This window comes from Streptomyces sp. NPDC098101 (genome assembly GCF_044760185.1).
GTDB lineage: Bacteria > Actinomycetota > Actinomycetes > Streptomycetales > Streptomycetaceae > Streptomyces.
On the sequence record NZ_JBIWAS010000002.1, the window covers coordinates 191,930 to 210,903 of the forward strand.

General features: G+C 73.5%; 16 protein-coding genes and 1 tRNA gene. 6 read left to right on the top strand and 11 right to left on the bottom strand.

Annotated elements, in window-relative coordinates; translation table 11 throughout:
- Positions 1-6 precede the first annotated feature (6 nt).
- A complete protein-coding gene (locus ACIQVI_RS08045; RefSeq protein ID WP_403592644.1) occupies positions 7-1,158 on the bottom strand; it encodes a hypothetical protein in 1,152 nt (383 codons plus the stop codon).
- Positions 1,091-1,963, bottom strand: a complete 873-nt coding sequence (locus ACIQVI_RS08050; protein WP_403592647.1) for a phosphatase PAP2 family protein — start codon at positions 1,961-1,963, stop codon at positions 1,091-1,093. Before ACIQVI_RS08050 ends, ACIQVI_RS08045 begins: the two co-directional genes overlap by 68 nt.
- Positions 1,964-2,108: 145 nt before the next feature.
- Between ACIQVI_RS08050 and ACIQVI_RS08055 the strand changes: the two genes are divergently transcribed.
- Positions 2,109-2,705 (top strand): histidine phosphatase family protein, encoded by a 597-nt coding sequence (locus ACIQVI_RS08055; protein ID WP_351972099.1) that lies wholly within the window; start codon positions 2,109-2,111, stop codon positions 2,703-2,705.
- A gap of 48 nt (positions 2,706-2,753) precedes the next feature.
- Here ACIQVI_RS08055 and ACIQVI_RS08060 read toward each other — a convergent pair whose 3' ends face one another.
- Positions 2,754-4,052, bottom strand: a complete 1,299-nt coding sequence (locus tag ACIQVI_RS08060) for a tetratricopeptide repeat protein (RefSeq protein WP_403592651.1) — start codon at positions 4,050-4,052, stop codon at positions 2,754-2,756.
- Between the two features lie 224 nt (positions 4,053-4,276).
- Here ACIQVI_RS08060 and ACIQVI_RS08065 point away from each other — a divergent pair, with 224 nt between their 5' ends.
- On the top strand, positions 4,277-4,720 hold the full coding sequence (locus ACIQVI_RS08065) for a hypothetical protein (RefSeq protein WP_403592654.1): 444 nt from the start codon (positions 4,277-4,279) through the stop codon (positions 4,718-4,720).
- Between the two features lie 78 nt (positions 4,721-4,798).
- On the top strand, positions 4,799-5,659 hold the full coding sequence (locus tag ACIQVI_RS08070) for a spermidine synthase (protein ID WP_403592657.1): 861 nt from the start codon (positions 4,799-4,801) through the stop codon (positions 5,657-5,659).
- A 19-nt stretch (positions 5,660-5,678) separates the two neighbouring features.
- Here the strand turns inward: ACIQVI_RS08070 and ACIQVI_RS08075 are convergent, their stop codons facing one another.
- Positions 5,679-6,308: a hypothetical protein gene (locus ACIQVI_RS08075; protein WP_403592660.1), complete on the bottom strand. Its 630-nt coding sequence runs from the start codon at positions 6,306-6,308 to the stop codon at positions 5,679-5,681.
- A gap of 87 nt (positions 6,309-6,395) precedes the next feature.
- On the opposite strand from ACIQVI_RS08075, the gene ACIQVI_RS08080 reads away from it, so the two are divergent.
- The 3 genes from ACIQVI_RS08080 to ACIQVI_RS08090 all read left to right on the top strand — a co-directional run bounded on the left by ACIQVI_RS08080 (position 6,396) and on the right by ACIQVI_RS08090 (position 10,559).
- Positions 6,396-7,097: a response regulator transcription factor gene (locus tag ACIQVI_RS08080; protein WP_030210276.1), complete on the top strand. Its 702-nt coding sequence runs from the start codon at positions 6,396-6,398 to the stop codon at positions 7,095-7,097.
- Positions 7,094-8,506 carry a HAMP domain-containing sensor histidine kinase gene (locus tag ACIQVI_RS08085; protein ID WP_351974158.1) on the top strand — a complete coding sequence of 471 codons (1,413 nt, stop codon included), beginning with the start codon at positions 7,094-7,096 and terminating at the stop codon, positions 8,504-8,506. Before ACIQVI_RS08080 ends, ACIQVI_RS08085 begins: the two co-directional genes overlap by 4 nt.
- A 538-nt stretch (positions 8,507-9,044) precedes the next feature.
- Complete coding sequence (locus tag ACIQVI_RS08090) at positions 9,045-10,559, top strand: cellulose binding domain-containing protein (RefSeq protein ID WP_403592663.1); 1,515 nt, start codon at positions 9,045-9,047, stop codon at positions 10,557-10,559.
- Positions 10,560-10,653: 94 nt separating this feature from the next.
- On the opposite strand, the gene ACIQVI_RS08095 is transcribed toward ACIQVI_RS08090, so the two are convergent.
- The 7 genes from ACIQVI_RS08095 to ACIQVI_RS08125 form a co-directional block, all read right to left on the bottom strand.
- Positions 10,654-12,303 (bottom strand): bifunctional aspartate transaminase/aspartate 4-decarboxylase, encoded by a 1,650-nt coding sequence (locus tag ACIQVI_RS08095; protein ID WP_403592666.1) that lies wholly within the window; start codon positions 12,301-12,303, stop codon positions 10,654-10,656.
- Between the two features lie 30 nt (positions 12,304-12,333).
- Positions 12,334-14,037, bottom strand: a complete 1,704-nt coding sequence (gene aspT, locus ACIQVI_RS08100) for an aspartate-alanine antiporter (RefSeq protein ID WP_403592669.1) — start codon at positions 14,035-14,037, stop codon at positions 12,334-12,336.
- Positions 14,038-14,046: 9 nt separating this feature from the next.
- Positions 14,047-15,729 (bottom strand): aspartate-alanine antiporter, encoded by a 1,683-nt coding sequence (gene aspT / locus ACIQVI_RS08105; RefSeq protein ID WP_403592672.1) that lies wholly within the window; start codon positions 15,727-15,729, stop codon positions 14,047-14,049.
- Between the two features lie 189 nt (positions 15,730-15,918).
- Positions 15,919-15,991: transfer RNA gene (locus ACIQVI_RS08110), tRNA-His, on the bottom strand.
- Between the two features lie 138 nt (positions 15,992-16,129).
- Positions 16,130-16,732 carry an oligoribonuclease gene (gene orn, locus ACIQVI_RS08115; protein WP_161372128.1) on the bottom strand — a complete coding sequence of 201 codons (603 nt, stop codon included), beginning with the start codon at positions 16,730-16,732 and terminating at the stop codon, positions 16,130-16,132.
- Between the two features lie 130 nt (positions 16,733-16,862).
- A complete protein-coding gene (locus ACIQVI_RS08120; RefSeq protein WP_121831038.1) occupies positions 16,863-18,032 on the bottom strand; it encodes a helix-turn-helix domain-containing protein in 1,170 nt (389 codons plus the stop codon).
- Between the two features lie 411 nt (positions 18,033-18,443).
- On the bottom strand, positions 18,444-18,776 hold the full coding sequence (locus ACIQVI_RS08125) for a hypothetical protein (RefSeq protein ID WP_403592676.1): 333 nt from the start codon (positions 18,774-18,776) through the stop codon (positions 18,444-18,446).
- Positions 18,777-18,974 lie beyond the last annotated feature (198 nt).

An 18,974-nucleotide genomic window follows, 5' to 3' on the forward strand; every position in this document is an offset into this window, starting at 1 on the left:
AGCGCGTCAGCGGGGGCATTCGACGTGCTCCCGGGGCGTGCGGGCGGGCGCCGCCGCCAGCGCCTCCTCGCGCAGCGCCCGCGCCCGGCGCAGGGCCGCCACCGCCGGGTCGTCCGGGTCGCCCGCCTCGCCGCGCGCCGCCGCCAGGACCGCGCCGACCGTCGTCAGGTCGCCCAGCTCGCCCCGTACCGCACGGCCCAGGGTCTCCACCGCGCCCGCCTCCCGCGACCGCGACCGGCAGTGGAAGGCCAGCTCGCAGGCGGCCAGGCACTCCGGCGCGTACTGGTGGGGCACGGACTCCACCGCCGCCGTCAGCTCCTCCGGCGAGCGCTCGGCCACGTCGAAGCAGACGCCCTCCGGCAGGGCGTCCGCGATCTCGTCGATCCGGGTGAGCCGGTCCAGCTGGCGCCGGGTCACCGACCGCTGCTTGCGCACGTCGACGACCGAGGCCGTCGGCACGTTCGAGAAGTCCTTCGGGCAGACCAGGAGCACCGAGTGCGCCACCCGCGCGCCCTCCGTGACCGCCGCCACCCGCTCCAGCGCGAGCACGTACACGGCGGCCTGACGGGCCGCCGCCCCCACCTTCGCCGCGTCGGCCGAACCGTCGATCGTCGGGAAGGACTTGATCTCGACCACCGTCCACCCGCCGTCCGGACGCACCACCACCGCGTCCGGCTCCAGGTGGACGGGCGAGCCCGCCACCTCCAGGGCGAGCAGCGGATGGTCCAGCAGCGTCCACCCGCCGGACCCGGTCGCCTCCCGCAGCGCGAGCGCCGTACGGGCCACCCGGCCGTCGGGTCCGGCCGCCGTCAGGTCGGGCAGGGCCACCTCGCCGGGCTCCTCCACCCCGAGCAGCCGCAGCAGTTCGCGGCCGCCGTCCGCCTTCACCTTCGCCTCGAAGGAGTTGCCCCGCACGATCGCGAACTGCGACTGCCCGAACGGGGCCGGGGAGCCGAGCTTCGCGGCGAGGGCGGACTTGTCGACCCCCGCGCCGTCGAGCAGGGCCCGCCGCCGGCAGCCGGGGTTCGCGGCGAGCGCCGCGAGCGCCCGCGCGTCCAGCGGACGCGGCGCGTTGGCCGGTCCGCGCAGCTCAGCGAGCCGCTGCCGACGTGTCGTCTGTGGCAGTGGCGGCAGACCGTTGTCCGGGGATGTGCTCACCCGCCGAAGTCTCGCATCCCCCACTGACAACCGGAGGGGCTTCCCCCGTTCCCGCCGTTCCGCCCGCCGTTCCTTCCGTCGTCCCGCGCAGCCGGTCGACCGCCCGCAGCGCGTGCGGCGCGAGCAGGTATCCGGCCCCCATCACGGCCGCCCCCGCGACCGCGTCGAGCAGGTAGTGGTTGGCCGTGCCCATCACCACCACCGTCGTGAGCAGCGGATACGCCACCCCGAGCGCCCTCAGGAGCGGAGTCCGCCCGTACCGCCACAGCATCACCCCGCACCACAGCGCCCACCCCACGTGCAGACTGGGCATCGCCGCGTACTGGTTGGTCATCCCGCCCAGGCCGCGCGGCGCGCTCGCCTCGCCGCCCCACCAGCCGTACGCGCTGAAGTGCGCCATCGTGTCGGTGAATCCGTGTGCCGCGTCGAGCAGCCGGGGCGGGCAGGTCGGCAGCAGCGTGAAGCCGACGAGCCCTAGCAGGGTGGCGGCCATCAGCCAGGCGCGGGCCGCCCGGTAGTGCGCGGGCCGCCGCCGGAACAGCCACACCAGGACCGCCGGGGTGACCAGGTAGTGCAGCGTGGCGTACGCGAAGTCCGCCGGGATCCCCAGCGCGGGGACGTCCGTGAACAGCCGGTTCAGGGGGCGCTCCGCGTCGATCCCGAGCAGCCCCTCCAGGCGCAGGATCGCGAGGCCGTGGTCGACGGCCGAGGCCTCGTCGCCCCGCACGAGCAGCCGCCCGCCGGTGTAGGCCGCGTACACGACGCCGATCAGCGACAGCTCGGCCCACCAGCGTGGCTTGCGCATGGACAAGGTCCCCTCCCGTATGGCGTACGGCCCGGGGGAGGGGACGCCGGGCGGCACCCGGTGGTTGCCCGCGTGTCGCCCCGAATTCGGTTGGGCGATGATGGAAGGAGCACGTCCGCACCGCGAACCTCTGGAGAGCCTTCCCATGGCACCGCGCATCCTGCTCGCCCGGCACGGCCAGACCGAGTGGTCGCTCCTCGGCCGGCACACCGGCAGGACCGACATACCGCTGCTCGAAGAGGGGCGGCGCGGCGCGAAGCTGCTCGGCGAGCGCCTGCACCGCGGCCCCTGGCAGGGCCTGCCCGGAGTGGAGGTGCGCACCAGCCCCCTGGTCCGGGCGAGCGAGACCTGCGCCCTCGCCGGCTTCGGTGACCGGGCCGAGCCCTGGGACGCGCTGATGGAGTGGGACTACGGGGCGTACGAGGGCCTCACCCCGCCCCAGATCAAGGAGCGGCGGCCGGACTGGTTCATCTGGCGCGACGGCGTCCCGGGCGGCGAGACCCTGGCGCAGCTGTCGGACCGCGCCGACGAGGTCGTGGAGTGGGCCCGCTCCGCCGACCGCGACGTCCTGGTCTTCGCCCACGGGCACATCCTGCGCTCCATCGGCGCCCGCTGGCTCGGCGAGGACGTCTCCTTCGCCGCCCGCATCCGCCTCGACCCGACCAGCCTGTCGGTCCTGGGCTGGGCGTACGGCGACCCGGCGCTCGAACGCTGGAACGACACCGGGCACCTGGAGCAGTAGGCCCTCCGTACTCCGGCCCGTGCCTCGGTCCGTACTCCAGCCCGTACGTCAGTGGGTGGCCGCCAGCACCCGGCCCGTCTCCGCGAGGAGTGCGCGGATGCGGGCCGAGGCGATGCCGTCCAGGGAGTCCACCACCCGCCGCGCCTCCGCCTCCGCCTCGTCCGGACGGCCCGCGTGCGCCAGGTCCTTGGCGAGCTGGGCGCGGTAGAGCGCGAGGTTCCGGGCGAAGTGCGGGTTCTGCAGGACCGTGGCCCGGTGGGCGTGGCGGGCGGCCCGGCCCCACTCGCCGAGCACCGACCAGCACTGGGCCTCCTGCGCCTCCCGCTCCGGCTCCCCGAAGAACGACATCCACTCCGGGTCGCCGTCGGCCGGGCCCCGGTCGAAGAACGCGTGGGCGCGGCCGAGGGCCTGCTCGCAGGCGGACCGGTCGCCCAGCCCCGCCCACCCGCACGCCTCCCGCAGCGACAGCAGCGACAGCAGCCGGGCCGACTCCAGGGGCCGCGCGGCCCGCAGACCGGCCTGCGCGGCCCGCACCGCCTCCCGGTACCGGCCGGTGTCCCGGGCCAGGAAAGAGGTGTTGCAGAAGGCGTGCGCCTCCAGGGCCGCGTTTCCGGAGCTCCCCGCCACGCGCGCGACGGCCAGGGCCTCGGCGTAGTGCGAGCGGGCGTCCTCGTGCCGCCCCGAGTCGTGGGCCAGCCAGCCGACGGAGAGGGAGAGCTCGCCCGCGCCCGCGTGCAGCCGGTCCTCGGTGGAACGGCGGGCGGCGGTGCCGGCGTCGAGCAGCGCGTACGCGGTACGGAGCGGCTGGGCGGCGACCTTGTACAGCCCGTCGGCGCCGTGCCGGTCGTCGAGCAGCCGGATCCGCCGCACGGCGTCCTCGACGGCCCGCACCTCGCTCTCGCCGATCCGGTGGGTCCCGCGGGGGCTGGGGATCGCGACGGCGGGGCCGCCGAGTCCCAGCGAGGCGGCCGCCAGGGTGGCGGATCCGCTCGTCATGAATGCGCGACGCAGCACGTCGCTCTCCTCATCGTTCCGGGTCGTGGAGGCGCCGGGGGGCGAGGTCCCGGCCGGGACGGTCTGCCGCCGGCCGCGCACCGTCTCCCGCGCGGAGAAGCCCAGGTCGGAGAGGCCGAGTCCGGGGAACATGTGCAGGAAGACCCGCTCGTACGCGTAGTTCGGGCAGCGGATCTCGCCCGCCTCCACGCGCCCGATGTAGCGGGCGTCGCACGCGACCTGTTCGCCGATCTCCCGCGCCGCCCGGCGGACGGCCGCGGCGAACTCCGCCGGCGACTGCTGCCCGCGGAGCCTGCGGAAGGCGAGGTTGGGAACTGCCCGTGACATCGCCATGGCCGAGCCCTCTCCTGGTGCTGCCGGGTGGTCCGGCGGCAGAAACGTACCCGCTGTGACCGAATGCCTACGCAGAGTTTGGCTACAAATCGGATATCTCGCCTGCGATCTGCCATGAACTGCCATCCTTTGCGGCGGGAAAACGCCGTAGCCGTTGACGCGCACGGGCGTTGAACCCTAAGGAGAGACGGAACGTGTCTCCTCATGGAGCGAGGAGGGGTCCCATGTCGGAGATCGGTTCACAGTCGGCCGCCCGGCCCGTGCCCGCCCCGGGCGCCGCCGGGGCCGAGTCCGCCGCCGAGGCCTGGGACCTGGTCACCGTGCCGGTCCGCCAGGGCCTGGAGGCCGTCGACATCCTGCGCCGCGCCGGCGCCCCCGCCGTGGGCCCCGTGGTGCACGACGGCACCTGCGACACCCTGGGCTTCCTGGTCCCGCCCGGCACCGCCGCCGCCTGGGACGTGCCGGGCAGCGCGTGTACGCGCACCTCGGGGCGCGGCCTCCGCCTCCCCGAGCTGCCGGACCTGCCGGAGCCGGACGGTGGCGCCCCCCGTCCGGCCGGCTGGCTGCTGCCCCCCGGCGACACCGACCCGGTCACCGACCCCGCCGTCCTGCGCCGGGCGCTCGGCGAGGCGGCCCGGCTCATCGAGGCCGCCGACGGCTGCCGCTGAGCCCCCGGCCCTGTCCGGCGGCAGCCGTCGGCGGCCCCGGGGACGCCGGTCGCGGTCCGATCGTCCGATAATGGACCGATGGCCAGGAACAAGCAGCGCGACCGGGCGGCAGCCCCCCTCGCCGAGACCGTCGACGGCGGCCTCGCCGAACTCGTACCCGACCGGGAGCGCCCGCGCGCCTGGACGCTGCTCGTCGACGGCGCCCCGCAGTCGCACGTCGACCTGGACGACCCGGCCCACCTCTCCTTCGAGTACCAGCGGCGCCTCGGCCACGTCGTGGACCTCGCCGCCCCGCCGAACCGCCCGCTCCAAGCCGTGCACCTCGGCGGCGGCGCCCTCACCCTCGCCCGGTACGTCGCCGCGACCCGGCCCCGCTCCACCCAGCAGGTCGTGGAGCTCGACGGGCGCCTGGTCCAGTTCGTCCGCCGGGAGCTGCCGCTCGACCCCGCCGCCCGCGTGCGGGTCCGGTCCACCGACGCCCGCGCCGGCCTCGCCAAGGTCCAGGACGGCTGGGCGGACCTGATCATCGCGGACGTCTTCGGCGGAGCCCGTACCCCCGCCCATCTGACCAGCACCGAGTTCCTCGCCGAAGTGCGGCGGGCGCTGCGGCCCGGCGGCCTCTACGCGGCGAACCTGGCCGACGGCCCGCCGCTGGCCCATCTGCGCGGCCAGATCGCCACGGCCGCCGCCGTCTTCCCCGAACTGGCCCTGACCGCCGACCCGACCGTCCTGCGCGGCCGCCGCTTCGGCAACGCCGTCCTGCTCGCCTCCGACCGTGAACTCCCGGTGGCCGAACTGACCCGCAGGGTCGCCACCGACCCGCACCCGGGCCGGGTCGAACACGGGCGGGCCCTCGCCGACTTCGCCGGGGGAGCGGCCCCGGTCACCGACGCGAACGCCAAACCGTCACCGGCCCCGCCCGCGTCCGTCTTCCGCTAGGGAACCGGACGGGGAGGGCTCAGATCGCCCGGTCCTCGATCTCCACGCGGGGCGCGGTGTCGTGCCACACGCAGAAGACCGACAGCTCGCGGCCGTCCCGGGTGAAGGTCACCCGGATCCAGGTCGTCTGCTTCCACACCTGCATCTGCCAGCCGGGGGCGGGCGTCGCGGAGACCAGTTCGGCCGAGGTCTCGCCGAGGTCGAAGGCGACCCGGCCGCCGTCCACGGCGTAGCTCTTCACGTTCGCGCCGGAACCGGTGCCGGAGCCCGGGCCGTCGCCGGAACCGGATCCCGGTCCCGACTTCGGCGGCGTCGTGGCCGGAGGGGACTTCGCCGGGGCCTCCGTCGTCGGATCCGGCCGCGGCGGAGTGGTGGACGGGGTGGCCGAGGGGGTCGGGCCGTCGCTCGGCCCGGTGCCCGGCGCGGTGGACGCGGACGGCCCGTCGGTCCCGGGATACCGGGTCGAGGAGGTCAGCGGCCCGCCGCCGGAGCCGTACGAACCGTCGAAGGACCCGGCCGGCAGGGGCAGCGCGCGCGGCGGGTCGTACACGGTTCCGGACAGCACCGTGTGCACTCCCCACCAGGACAGGGTGACCGCCGCGCCGGTGGCGAGCGACCAGGCCAGGGCGTGAACCAGTCCTCTTCGCACCGGCCCATACTGCACCACCCCCGGTCGTTCCGGATCAGGGGGTGCACATGGTCCGATGATCCACCCGGATGGCGTACGGTGCCGCCCATGGCAAGTGTGCTCGTGGTCGAGGACGACCAGTTCGTGCGCTCCGCCCTCATCCGGCAGCTCTCCGAGGCGTCCCACACCGTACGGAGCGTCGGCACGGCACTTGAGGCGTTGCGCGAGGTCGCCCATTTCCGTTTCGACGTGGTCATCCTCGACCTCGGACTGCCCGATCTGGACGGGTCCGAGGCGCTCAAGATGCTGCGCGGCATCACCGACGTGCCGGTGATCATCGCGACCGCCCGGGACGACGAGGCCGAGATCGTACGGCTCCTCCACGCGGGGGCCGACGACTACCTCGTGAAGCCCTTCTCGGTCGACCACCTCTCGGCCCGGATGGCCGCCGTCCTGCGCCGCGCCCGGTCCGGCGCCGGAGAGGCCCCGCCCTCCCGGGTCATCCGGGTCGGCGGGCTCACCGTCGACCCGCTGCGCCGCCAGGCGGAGCTGGACGGCACGCCCCTGGACCTGACCCGGCGCGAGTTCGACCTGCTGGCCTTCCTCGCCGGGCGGCCCGGCGTGGTCGTCCCCCGCAAGGAGCTGCTCGCCGAGGTGTGGCAGCAGTCCTACGGCGACGACCAGACCATCGACGTCCACCTGTCGTGGCTGCGGCGCAAGCTCGGCGAGACGGCCGCCCGGCCCCGCTACCTGCACACCCTGCGCGGGGTGGGCGTGAAGCTGGAGCCGCCCGGGGAGCCGCGGCCGTGAGATGGGCGCTCGTCAAGGTGTGCCTGGCCGTCACCGCCATGGTCGTGGTCGCCTTCGCCGTCCCCCTCGGCCTCGTCGTCAAGGAGATGGCCCGCGACCGGGCCTTCTCCAACGCCGAACGGCGGGCCGCCGGGCTCGCCCCCGTCCTCGCCATCACCACCGACCGCGACGAGCTCGACAAGGCCGTCGCCACCACCGAGGACGGGGCCGCCGGCCGGCTCGCCGTCCACGTCCCCGCCGCGACGCCGGGCGGCCCGCCGCTGGAGATCGGCACCCGCCGGGCCGGGGAGGAGCAGCTCACGGCCACCCGCGAACTCGGCCGGGCCTCCATCACGGAGGTGCCCGGCGGCTTCGCGCTGCTCCAGCCCACCGCGCTCAGCAGCGGCCAGGTCGCGGTCGTCGAACTCTTCGTCCCCGAGGGGGACGTGTCCAACGGCGTCGGCACCGCCTGGCTGGTCCTCGCCGGGGTCGGCGCCGCCCTGATCGTCGGCTCCGTCGCCGTCGCCGACCGCCTCGGCGTCCGCATGGTCCAGCCCGCCCAGCGGCTCGCGGGCGCCGCCCACGACCTGGGCGAGGGGCGGCTCGGCGCCCGGGTCCCCGAGGAGGGGCCGCCGGAGCTCAAGTCCGCCGCCGTCGCCTTCAACTCGATGGCCGACCAGGTGATCCAACTCCTCGCCAACGAGCGGGAACTGGCCGCCGACCTCTCCCACCGGCTGCGCACCCCGCTGACCGTCCTGCGGCTCAACGCGGCCTCGCTCGGCTCCGGTCCGGCCGCCGAGCAGACCCGCGCGGCCGTCGAACAGCTGGAGCGCGAGGTCGACATCATCATCCGTACGGCCCGGGAGGCGAAGCCGCAGACCCAGGCGACCGGACCCGGCGCGGGCTGCGACGCCGCCGAAGTGGTGCGCGAGCGCATGGACTTCTGGTCGGCGCTCGCCGAGGACGAGGGGCGCCGGGTGCGGGTCGCGGGCGTCGAGCGCCCGGTCCGCATCCCGGTCGCCCGGCCCGAACTCGTCGCCGCGCTCGACGCGCTCCTCGGCAACGTCTTCCGGCACACCCCCGAGGGCACGGCCTTCTCCATCGACGTCCACAACGGGGAGGACGCCGTCATCGTCCTGGTCTCCGACGCGGGCTCCGGCATCGCCGACCCGGCCGCCGCCCTGGCCCGGGGCAACAGCGGCGGCCGGGACGGCTCCACGGGCCTCGGCCTCGACATCGTGCGGCGCGTCGCGGAGGGCACCGGCGGCGACGTCCGCATCGGCCGCTCGGTCCTCGGCGGTACGGAGGTCCGCGTCTGGATCGGCCTCGGCGGCCGCGCCGGCGCGGCCGCCGCCCCCGGCCACCGCGGCCACCGCCCGCCCCGCCGCAGACACGGGGGGACGGGGACGCGCCGGGCCCGCGAAACGTGACGCCTCCACCGGGCCCACCGACCAGACACCCGGGCTGACCCCCGCCCTTCCGGAGCAGGTACCCGGGCTGGCCCCGTCCTCCCGGAGCAGGCACCCGGGCTGACCCCCGCCCTCCCCAGGCAGGCGCCCGGGGCGACCCCGGCCGCCGGGCCCGGAGTCGGGCCGATGCCCGGCCAACTCCGGCGCCAGGGACGGTTTCCGGAGCGGCCCCCGGTCGCCGGCGGGCAGGCGATCCGGGGCGCCCGACCCACCGGGTCCGGTTGCCGGGCAGCCTCTGCCCCGCCCCCGGACCCGGCCACGGGGTCTCCCGCCCCTCCGGGGCCAGGTCCGGCCCATGGGGGCGCCCCCGGTCCGGAATCCGGCGCGGCCCCCGCCCCCCGGTCCGGAATCCGGGTCGTACCTTTGCTGGCCCCGATGGGTTCCTTAAGCGGACCCTAAGGATCCCCGGCCCTGTCCACGGAAGCCCGTTTGTCCGTTTCCCGGTCGCTAGCGTGCTGCCGCACCACCCCCCACCCCCGTACACAGAGGCAGGCACGCCATGGGCACCCGTTCGCACCGGCGCAGGGCGAGTACGAGGACCAAGGTCGTCGGAGCGGTCGTCGCGGCGGCCGTCGTCGGCGGCGCGGCCTTCGCGCTCACCGGCACCGCCCAGGCCGCCTCCGTCGGCGCCGCCTACACCCGGACCAGCTCCTGGACCGGCGGCTACACCGGCCAGTACGTCGTCACCAACGAGACGTCCGCCGCCCAGTCCGACTGGACCCTGGAGTTCGACCTGCCGGCCGGCACCGCCATCGGCTCCCTCTGGAACGGCGAGCACACCGTCTCCGGCCGGCACGTCACCGTGAAGCCCGCGAGCTGGAACCGGCAGCTGGCACCCGGGCAGTCCGTCACCGTCGGCTTCGTGACCTCCGCCGCGGGCGAGGCCGGCGACCCCGCCGACTGCCTGATCAACAAGGTGTCCTGCTCGGCCGGTGGCCCCGCCCCCACCCCCAGCGGCCGCCCCACCGAGCAGCCCACGGCCACCGCCTCCCCCACGGCGACGGCCAAGCCGACCCCGACCCCGACCCCGACTTCGACCCCGACCGCGCCCGCCACCACGGCCCCCACGCCGACCCCCACGCGGACGCCCACCCCGACGACCTCCGCGCCGGCCCCCGTCACCGGCGCGAAGTTCGCCCCGTACGTCGACACCTCGCTCTACCCGGCGTACGACCTGCTCGCGACCGCCGACGCCACCGGAGTGAAGGAGTTCAACCTCGCCTTCATCACCTCCGGCGGCGCCTGCGCCCCGCTGTGGGGCGGGGTCACCGACCTGGCGAACGACAAGGTCGCCGCCCAGATCGGCGCCCTGCGCGCCAAGGGCGGTGACGTCCGCGTCTCCTTCGGCGGCGCCGCAGGGCACGAGCTGGCCCTGAACTGCTCCTCCGCCCCGGCGCTGGCCGCCGCGTACGGCAAGGTCGTCGACCAGTACAAGCTGACCAAGGTCGACTTCGACGTCGAGGGCGCGGCCCTGCCGGACACCGCCGCCAACACCCGCCGCTCGCAGGCCATCGCCCAGCTCCAGAAGTCCCACCCGGACCTGAACGTCTCCTTCACCCTGCCGGTCATGCCCGAGGGCCTGACCCAGCCGGGCGTGGACCTGCTCGCCGACGCCAAGCGCAACGGGGTCCGGGTCGACGCCGTCAACATCATGGCGATGGACTACGGCCCGGCGTACAGCGCCGACATGGGCACGTACGCGATCCAGGCCGCGACCGCGACCCAGGCCCAGATCAAGGGCGTCCTCGGGCTCTCCGACGCGGCCGCCTGGAAGGCCGTCGCCGTCACCCCGATGATCGGCGTCAACGACGTCCTGAGCGAGATCTTCAAGGTCGACGACGCCACCCAGCTGGTCGACTTCGCGAAGTCCAAGGGGCTCGGCTGGCTGTCGATGTGGTCCTCGACCCGTGACAAGCAGTGCCCGGACGGCGCCGTGAACCGCGCCGACGCCACCTGCTCCTCGATCCTCCAGCAGCCGCTGGCCTTCACGAAGGCCTTCGCCGCCTACCGGTAGGCCCCCGAAGAACCACTGTGCCCCCCACACCGCGCGCCCCGGCCGTCCCCTACCCCCGGCCGGGGCGCGCCCCCCTTCCCTCCCTCTCCCCGCGTCAGGACCCCGAGGCCCGCCACTCCTCCGCGTACGCGTCGAAGATCGCCCGCAGCTGATGGCCGATCTTCAGGTAGTCCAGGTCGTCCAGGTTCGCCAGGGACACCCGGACCGACCACTCGGGGCCGTCGAAGCCGCCGCCGTTGAGCAGGACCACGCCCGTCTGCTGGGCCAGCCGGAACAGCGGGTCCACCGGCTCGTAGTTCTTCTCCAGGAAGTCCGCGAACGGCTTGCCGTGCACCCGCTCGGCCTCCGCGAGCAGGTCCAGCTCGATGTAGTAGGCGGCCCGCTGCGGATCCTCCGAGACCTTCATGCGGGCGCCCTCCAGGAGCAGGTCGAGCCGCCGGCCGACGATCCCGCGGATCCGCTCCTTGTACGCCCGCCCCTCCTCCAGCATGTCGAAGAGGGAGAAGAGCACCATCATCACCTGCTGCGGCAGCGAGAGCCCGGCCGTGTGGTTGAGCGCCACCTGGCGCGAGTCCGCCACCATCCGGTCGATGAACCGCATCTTCCCCGGTTCGAGGGTCAGCGTCCCGTACCGCTTGGCGAGCCGCTCCTTCTCCTCCTCCGGCAGCCCGGCCAGCATCGCGTCGATCACGTTGTCGTCGTTCAGGCCGATGACGCCGAGCCGCCAGCCCGTGGCGCCGTAGTGCTTGGAGTACGAGTACACGAGCAGCGTGTTGCGCGGCAGGTCGGCGGCGATCGAGCGGAAGCCCGGCACGAACGTCCCGTACACGTCGTCCGTGACGATCAGCAGGTTCGGGTTCTTCGAGGCCACGATCTCCTTGATCTGGTCGGCGACCCGGCGGCTCAGCGCGAGGGACGGCGGGTTGGACGGGTTCACCAGGCAGACCAGCTTGACGGAGGGGTCCTCCAGCTTGGCGACCTCCTCGGTCGGGTAGCGCCACTGCCGCACCCCGGTCTCGGTGAAGAGGCTCGCCTCGACCGTCACCACGTCGAAGTCGTAGGTGTCCAGCTCGGGGATCTCGATGTACGGCGTGAAGACCGGGACCATCAGCGCGATGCGGTCGCCCTTCCTCAACAGCCCGTTCTTCATCAGGGAGTCGAAGATGTAGCACATGGCGGCCGTGCCGCCCTCGGTCGCGAACAGCGAGGTGTTCCCGGCCGGCGGCTTCCCGTCGAACATCTCGTCGTCGAGGTAGCCGCGTACGATCCGCTCGGCGTGCGGCAGCATCCGGTCCGGCACCGGGTAGTTGTCGCCGACCGAACTGTCCGTCAGCTCGTGCAGGAACGAGTCCCGGTCGAAGCCGAAGCGCTCCACCGCGTACGCCACGCTCTTCTCCAGGAGCTCGATCCCCGGCAGGTCGGGGTGCTGCCGGACGAAGGCGTCGAAGCGCCCGCCGACCCCCTTCGCCTCGGGCATACCGCCCAGGTCGTCGGCGGTCCACACGCGGCGGGACTCCGCCAGGGAGAAGTAGCCGAGGGCGTAGAAGGCCTCGCGGGGTCCGGTGGCCACCCAGTTCGGGTTGCCGCGGCCCGCGTTGAGCATCTGCACCTGCGACTTGTCCTTCTGTCCGGGCTGGTCCTCCTGCGCCTTCTCGGCGAGCGAGATGAAGGTGTCCTTGAGTTCGAACGGCGAGAGCTGCGCGTAGGACCTGATCTCCTCGCGGGTGAACGTGGGCTTGGGCACGGCATGTCCTTCCGTACGGGAGGGTTCGCGTCAGTGGTGGAGGATGACGATCACGGCGCCCCAGATGGTCAGCAGGACGTTGCCCACCGCGTAGGGGATCGTGTAGCCGAGGGTCGGGATCTGCGACCGGGACTGTTCGTTGATCGCGCCGATCGCCGCGGTCGTGGTCTGGCCGCCGGCCAGGACGCCCATCAGGATCGGGAAGCGGATCTTCTGGACGTAGTGGCCGACGAGGAAGCCGACGAGCAGCGGGATCACGGTCGCCACCGCGCCCCAGAGCAGCAGCCCCCAGCCGGCCGAGGCCAGGCCGCCGGTGAAGCCCGGCCCGGCGTTGATGCCGACGACCGCGACGAACAGGCACAGGCCCAGGGTGTCCATGAACCACTGGGCGCCGGGCGGGACGTTGCCGTACGTCGGGTACTTGCCGCGGATCCAGCCGAAGACCAGGCCCATGATCAGCGCGCCGCCGGAGGTGGAGAGCGAGATCGGCACGCCGGACACGGTCAGGGCCGGGATGCCGACGCAGCCGCCGAGGAAGATGCCGAGGCCCACCCAGAGCATGTCGGTGGCGAAGGAGGTCGGCACGGGCTTGCCGATCGCCTTCCCCGCCGGGTCCACGAGCCGCTTCGGCCCGGTCAGGACCAGCGTGTCGCCGCGTTCCAGGACGGTCGAGAGGCGGTACGGGTACTCGGCGCCCGCCCGGTAGACCTTGTCGACGTACACGCCCACCATGAAGGGCTCCCGGCGCAGGTCGGCGACGCTCTTGCCGAGCTGGGCCTTCTCCGAGGCGACCACGTGCAGGGTCTCCGTCCGGTACCCGAGCAGTTCCACGTCGTCCGCCTCGGGCCCGACGTGGGTCAGCGGGTCGAACTCCACGAGCGAGCCGCGCAGCGCGCTGATCGCCACCGTGTCGCCCTCGTGGAGCACCGTCCGCTGGTCGTGGTCCAGGACCTTCCCGTCCCGTCGCACCCGGGTGAGGTAGACGCGGCGGCCGAGCGCCTTCTGCTGCTGCTCGAAGTCGTCGATGGTGCGGCCGACGAGGTCGGGACGCTCGACGCGGTACGCGCGGAGCACGACCTCGTAGTAGCCCTCGGCCAGGTCGGGGTCGTCGCCGGGGGCGTCCAGCTCCTCGGCGAGCCGCGCCGACTCGGCGGCCAGGTCCCGCTTGTACAGCTTGGGCAGGACGTTGGCGAGGAGCAGCGCGCAGAGGATCGTGCCGAGCGGGTACGTGACGGCGTAGCCGATCGCGACCAGGTTCTCCTCGGTCTTCGTCTGCGCGGCGGAGAGCCCCGGCAGGTTGCCGATGGCGTCCTGGGCGACGCCGATGACGGCGGACTGGGTGAGCGCGCCGCCGAGGAGCCCCGCGGAGAGGCCGGGGCCGTAGCCGAGCATCGCGGCGAAGCCCCAGGAGACGAGGAGGCCCGTCACGCAGACGACGACGGCGTTGACGACCTGCGGCAGGCCGTCCTTGCGCAGGCCCCGGAAGAACTGCGGGCCGACCTTGTAGCCGAGGGCGAAGAGGAACATGGTGAAGAAGAGGTTCTTCACCGTGGCGTCGATCGTCACCTCGAACTGCGCGCCGAGCAGCAGTCCGGCCACCAGGCAGCCGGTGACGGCGCCGAGCGCGAGGGTCCGGTAGCGGAGCTTCCCGAAGAGGAAGCCGAGGGCGACGGTGACGAAGACGAGGAGTTCGGGGTGGGGCTGGAAGACGTTCCGGTTCAGGAAGTCGATCATCGCGCCGCCTCACGCCCCGAGGATGCCGACGAGCAGCGGGCCGGTCAGGGGGAGCAGGAAGTTGGAGAGGGTGTACGTGATCGTGTAGCCGAGCATCGGGACCGAGCTCTGGGCCACCTGGGTGATCGAGGTGATGGCCGGAGTCGAGCACTGCTGGCCCGCGATGGCGCCGATGAGCAGCGGTTTCTCGATCTTCAGCAGCTTGCGGCCGACGATCAGCGAGATCGTCGCGGGCACCAGGACCATCGCGATCCCCGCGAACGGCAGCAGCGCCCCGTACTCCTTGAGCAGCGGCCAGGCCTGCGGGCCCGACACCAGGCCCGTGCAGGCGATGAAGATCGCCAGGCCCATGTCCTTGAGGGTGGAGGCGGCCTGCGGCGGGAAGGCGCCGAAGGTCTGGGTGCGGGACCGGAACCAGCCGAAGAGCAGGCCGGAGATCAGACAGCCGCCGCCGGTGCCGAGCGACATGGGGACGTCGCCGAACTCGATCACGACCTGGCCGAGCAGCGAGCCGCAGACGATGCCGAGGCCCAGGTAGATGAAGTCCGTGGCGTCGTTCTTCACGGTCGCGCCGATCCTGGACGCCAGCTTGCCCAGGCCCGAGCGGGCGCCGACCAGGGTGAGCACGTCACCGCGGTCGACGACGGTCTCGGGGGTGGCGGGCAGGTGCTGGTCGTTGCGCAGCACGTCCGTCACGTACACCCCGCCGGAGGAGAACTCCGGGTGCTCCTTGGAGAGGGTGTCCAGGGACTTGCCGGAGACGCCCTTGTCGGTCAGGGAGACCTGGGTGGTGGCGAGCGGGGTGTCCAGGCCGGGGACGGCCGGGGTCTCGGGGCCGATGATCCGGCCCGCCTCGATGATGTTGGCCCGCCGGCCGACGGCGAGCACCAGGTCGGAGAGGGTGAGCACGAAGCCGGGCGGGGGAGGGGTGAGCACCTTGCTGCCGCGTTTCACCGCCTCGACGGTGACCCGGCCGCCGAGCGAGCGCTCCAGGTCGCCGACCCCGGTCCCGTCCGCGTGCGTCACCAGGAACGTCCGGCCGACCAGGCCCGGGAGCGCCTCGCGCTCGTCGGACTCCAGGCCGCCGCCCTCGCCGCGCATCCGCTCCCAGAGCTCGCGCGAGGCGTCGCGGAGGTTGATCCGCATCAGCATCGGCATGATCTGGCTGGTGTAGATGACGACGGTGACGAGGCCGAACAGGTAGCAGACGGTGTACGCGGTGGCCACGTGGCCCTGGTACTGGGTGATCTGCTCCTGGGTCAGGTCGCTCAGCTTGGCGATGGACTCGGTGGCCGTGCCGACGACCGCCGACTCGGTGGCCGCGCCGGCGAGGATGCCCGCGGCGGTGCCGACGTCCAGGTCGAAGGCCTCCGCGAGGCCGAGGGCGATCCCGACGACGCAGACGACCTCGATGAGGCAGAGGGTGAAGAAGCGCAGGCTCTTCCGGTTGAGGTTGGCGAAGAACTGCGGCCCCGCCATGTAGCCGAGCGAGAAGATGAAGAGCGCGAAGAAGATCGTCTTCACGTCGTCGGAGACGGTGGCCTTCGTCCAGGCACCGAGGAGCAGCGAGACGATCAGGGTGCCGCAGATGCCGCCGAGGGTGATGGGGCCGACGCGCACCTTGCCGACGAGGTAGCCGGCCGCGAGGGAGAGGAAGAGGACGAGTTCGGGATGGTCACGCAGGATTCCCATCCGCTCTCACCCCGCCCCCGGCGGCCGGAGAAAACCTGACGATAGAGGACATAAAGGGAAGCTAACAGGGGGGCCGGACGCAAGGGACGCCGCTTGATCCGAACGGATGAGCGGGTGGGAGGCGTCGAGCGCGGACGCACGGAAACGACCGAGGCCCCGGTTCTCATGAACCGGGGCCTCAGCGCAAAGGGTGAGTAACGGGACTCGAACCCGCGACATCCTGGACCACAACCAGGTGCTCTACCATCTGAGCTATACCCACCATGACCGGCGGTTTCCCGAAGGTTTCCCCGACCGGCCGAGAAGAAGTCTACAGGGTCCGGGAGGGTGCTCGCGCCCGCGTTTCCCGGAGGGGCGTTCGAGGGCGCGAGCGAGCGGTCAGCCGGGGGTCACTCCGGGATCACTCCGCGGGGAGGACGTGGCGCGCCGCGATCCGCTTCGCGGTCTCCGAGTCGGGGCCGGGCTGCGGGACGAAGACCGCCTCGCGGTAGTAGCGCAGCTCGGCGATGGACTCGCGGATGTCGGCGAGCGCCCGGTGGTTGCCGTTCTTCTCCGGACTGTTGAAGTACGCCCTCGGGTACCAGCGGCGGGCCAGCTCCTTGACCGAGGAGACATCGACGATCCGGTAGTGCAGGTGGCCCTCCAGGGCGGGCATGTCGCGCGCGAGGAAGCCGCGGTCGGTGGAGACCGAGTTCCCGCACAGCGGCGCCTTGCCGGGCTCCTTGACGTGCTCGCGGATGTAGGCGAGGACCTGGGCCTCGGCGTCGGCGAGCGTGGTGCCGCCCGCCAGCTCGTCGAGCAGTCCCGAGGCCGTGTGCATCTGGCGCACGATCTCCGGCATGGTCTCCAGGGCCGCGTCCGGCGGGCGGATCACGATGTCCACCCCGTCGCCGAGCACGTTCAGTTCCGAGTCGGTGACCAGCGCGGCCACCTCGATGAGTGCGTCGTCCGTCAGCGAGAGCCCGGTCATCTCGCAGTCGATCCACACCATGCGATCGTTCATGCGTCCACCTTAGGGCCTTCCGGGTGTGCGGGATCTGGCCCGGCAGCCCGACGGGCGCCCGGGGGAGGTGTCCCCGGACGCCCGTCGTTCCTGCGGTGCGCGGCTTGTGGCCGCGGGTCTCTGTGAGCGCCTACGGCGCGCTGCGCTGGCCCGGGAGGGAGGGGCGCCCGGGAGCGTAGGCGTCGGACTGCGGCTTCCCCGGCTCCAGCGGGGGGCCCGGCCGCCGTACGCCGGCCGTGACCTGGGCGGGCACGACCGGGTCGAGCACCGCCGTACCGGTCTCGCCCTGCGGACGCCGGGCGCGGTACGCCGCCCGGTAGGCCGCCGGCGAGGAGCCGAGCTGGCGCCGGAAGTGGCCGCGCAGCGCCACGGGGGAGCGGAAGCCGCACCGGCCCGCCACCTCGTCGACCGAGTAGTCGGAGGTTTCGAGCAGCCGCTGTGCCTGGAGCACCCGCTGGGTGATCAGCCACTGGAGCGGTGCCGAGCCCGTGAGGGAGCGGAACCGGCGGTCGAAGGTCCGCCGTGACATGTACGCGCGCGCCGCGAGCGTCTCCACGTCGAACTGCTCGTGGAGGTGTTCGAGCGCCCAGGCGACGACCTCGGCCAGCGGGTCGGCGCCGATCTCCTCTGGTAAAGACCTGTCGAGGTAGCGCTCCTGACCGCCGCTGCGCCGCGGCGGGACGACCAGCCGGCGCGCCAGGGCGCCCGCGGCCTCCGTGCCGTGGTCGGTCCGCACGATGTGCAGACACAGATCGATTCCGGCCGCGGTGCCGGCGGAGGTCAGCACGTCCCCGTCGTCGACGAAGAGCTCCCGCGGGTCCACGTGGACCGACGGATAGCGCTTGGCGAGCGTCGGCGCGTACATCCAGTGCGTGGTCGCCGGGCGGCCGTCGAGCAGTCCGGCCGCGGCCAGGACGAACGCCCCGGTGCACAGCCCGACGATCCTGGCCCCCTCCTCGTGTGCGCGGCGCAGCGCGTCGAGCGCCTCCGGCGGCGGCGGCGAGGTGATCGACCGCCAGGCCGGGACGACGACGGTGCCCGCCCGGCCGATGGCCTCCAGGCCGTACGGCGCGGTGAGTTCGAGCCCGCCGGTGGTCCGCAGCGGTCCTTCCTCGCCGGCGCAGACGAGCAGCCGGTAACGTGGCACTCCGGCGTCCTGCCGGTCGATGCCGAACACGGAGAGCGGGATGGAGCTCTCGAAGATGGGGCCGCCGCTGAACAGCAGCACCGCGACGACTTCGCGACGGCGGCGCCCGGACAGTTTCCGTCCGGCCTCCGGTGCGGTGGAGTCCTGGCTCATGACGCTAAGCCCCCCTCGGTGTTCGCGTCTCCCTGGTCGTGTCGCTGCTGCACGTTTCCCCTCGGTTTTGCACGAGACCCCAGTCTTCGGTACCCATGATCGAATCTACTGCGTCCCGTGGCGCCGGGGTGACAAGTTCTCCAACCGGTGGATTGTCGACAAGGCAACTTGGCGTGAAGCGATCGATGACGGGGAGGCGCGTCCGGAGGCCCCCGAGGGGCGCGCCGGGGTGGTGAACGCCCCGGTACACGGGGGGTGTGACCCCCTGGGACAGGGCTTTCGGGGGTGTCGGCGCCGGGGTTGGCCAATCGTTACGCCAAGGACTCGCCGGTCATGGGAAGTTGGCTGAAAACGTATGGGCTCGGGTGTGCGAGCCTGTCAACTCGAAGGGGGTTCGGGGGCCCTCCGGAACTAGCGCCGGCGTCCGCCGCGGGCGGTCTCCGCGCGGAGACCCCGCTCCGAGCGCCGCAGCAGCAGCCGGCAGGCCGCCGTCACCGAGAGGAGCCCGAGGGCGGCCCCGGCAGCCCCGCCGAGCGAGGTGCCGTAGACGACGAGCACCACCGGGACCAGGACGCAGCAGAAGACCGCCCAGCGGACGACGTCACCGGCGGCCTGCTCGCCCCTCCCGCCCCCCGGTTCCGCCGGGGCGGGCTCGGCGCGGGGCGCGGCGAGCGTCGGGGTGGGGGTGAGCGTCGGGGTGGGGGTGACGGAGGACCGGACGGCGACGGTTGGCGGTACGGGCACGGGCGCTCTCCCTGCGACGGTGGTACGGACCTGTGGCAACGAGGTACGGAACGCTCCGGTCACTCCCGCCACCGCCCGTTCGGCCCCGCGCGCACCCGGACCCCGGCTCGGCGTGCCCCGCCCCGCCCCGCGCCGGGCACCAGGCCCGACCCCGCCCGGACCCCTGGTCCGGCCCCGTGCGTCCCCTGGCCCGGCTCC

Excerpts from the sequence above, each read along its gene's own strand:
- ACIQVI_RS08050 (WP_403592647.1), bottom strand. The coding sequence starts at position 1,963 with ATGCGCAAGCCACGCTGGTGGGCCGAGCTGTCGCTGATCGGCGTCGTG.
- ACIQVI_RS08055 (WP_351972099.1), top strand. The coding sequence starts at position 2,109 with ATGGCACCGCGCATCCTGCTCGCCCGGCACGGCCAGACCGAGTGGTCG.
- ACIQVI_RS08060 (WP_403592651.1), bottom strand. The coding sequence starts at position 4,052 with ATGGCGATGTCACGGGCAGTTCCCAACCTCGCCTTCCGCAGGCTCCGC.
- ACIQVI_RS08065 (WP_403592654.1), top strand. The coding sequence starts at position 4,277 with ATGTCGGAGATCGGTTCACAGTCGGCCGCCCGGCCCGTGCCCGCCCCG.
- ACIQVI_RS08070 (WP_403592657.1), top strand. The coding sequence starts at position 4,799 with ATGGCCAGGAACAAGCAGCGCGACCGGGCGGCAGCCCCCCTCGCCGAG.
- ACIQVI_RS08080 (WP_030210276.1), top strand. The coding sequence starts at position 6,396 with ATGGCAAGTGTGCTCGTGGTCGAGGACGACCAGTTCGTGCGCTCCGCC.
- ACIQVI_RS08090 (WP_403592663.1), top strand. The coding sequence starts at position 9,045 with ATGGGCACCCGTTCGCACCGGCGCAGGGCGAGTACGAGGACCAAGGTC.
- aspT (WP_403592669.1), bottom strand. The coding sequence starts at position 14,037 with ATGATCGACTTCCTGAACCGGAACGTCTTCCAGCCCCACCCCGAACTC.
- aspT (WP_403592672.1), bottom strand. The coding sequence starts at position 15,729 with ATGGGAATCCTGCGTGACCATCCCGAACTCGTCCTCTTCCTCTCCCTC.
- orn (WP_161372128.1), bottom strand. The coding sequence starts at position 16,732 with ATGAACGATCGCATGGTGTGGATCGACTGCGAGATGACCGGGCTCTCG.
- ACIQVI_RS08120 (WP_121831038.1), bottom strand. The coding sequence starts at position 18,032 with ATGAGCCAGGACTCCACCGCACCGGAGGCCGGACGGAAACTGTCCGGG.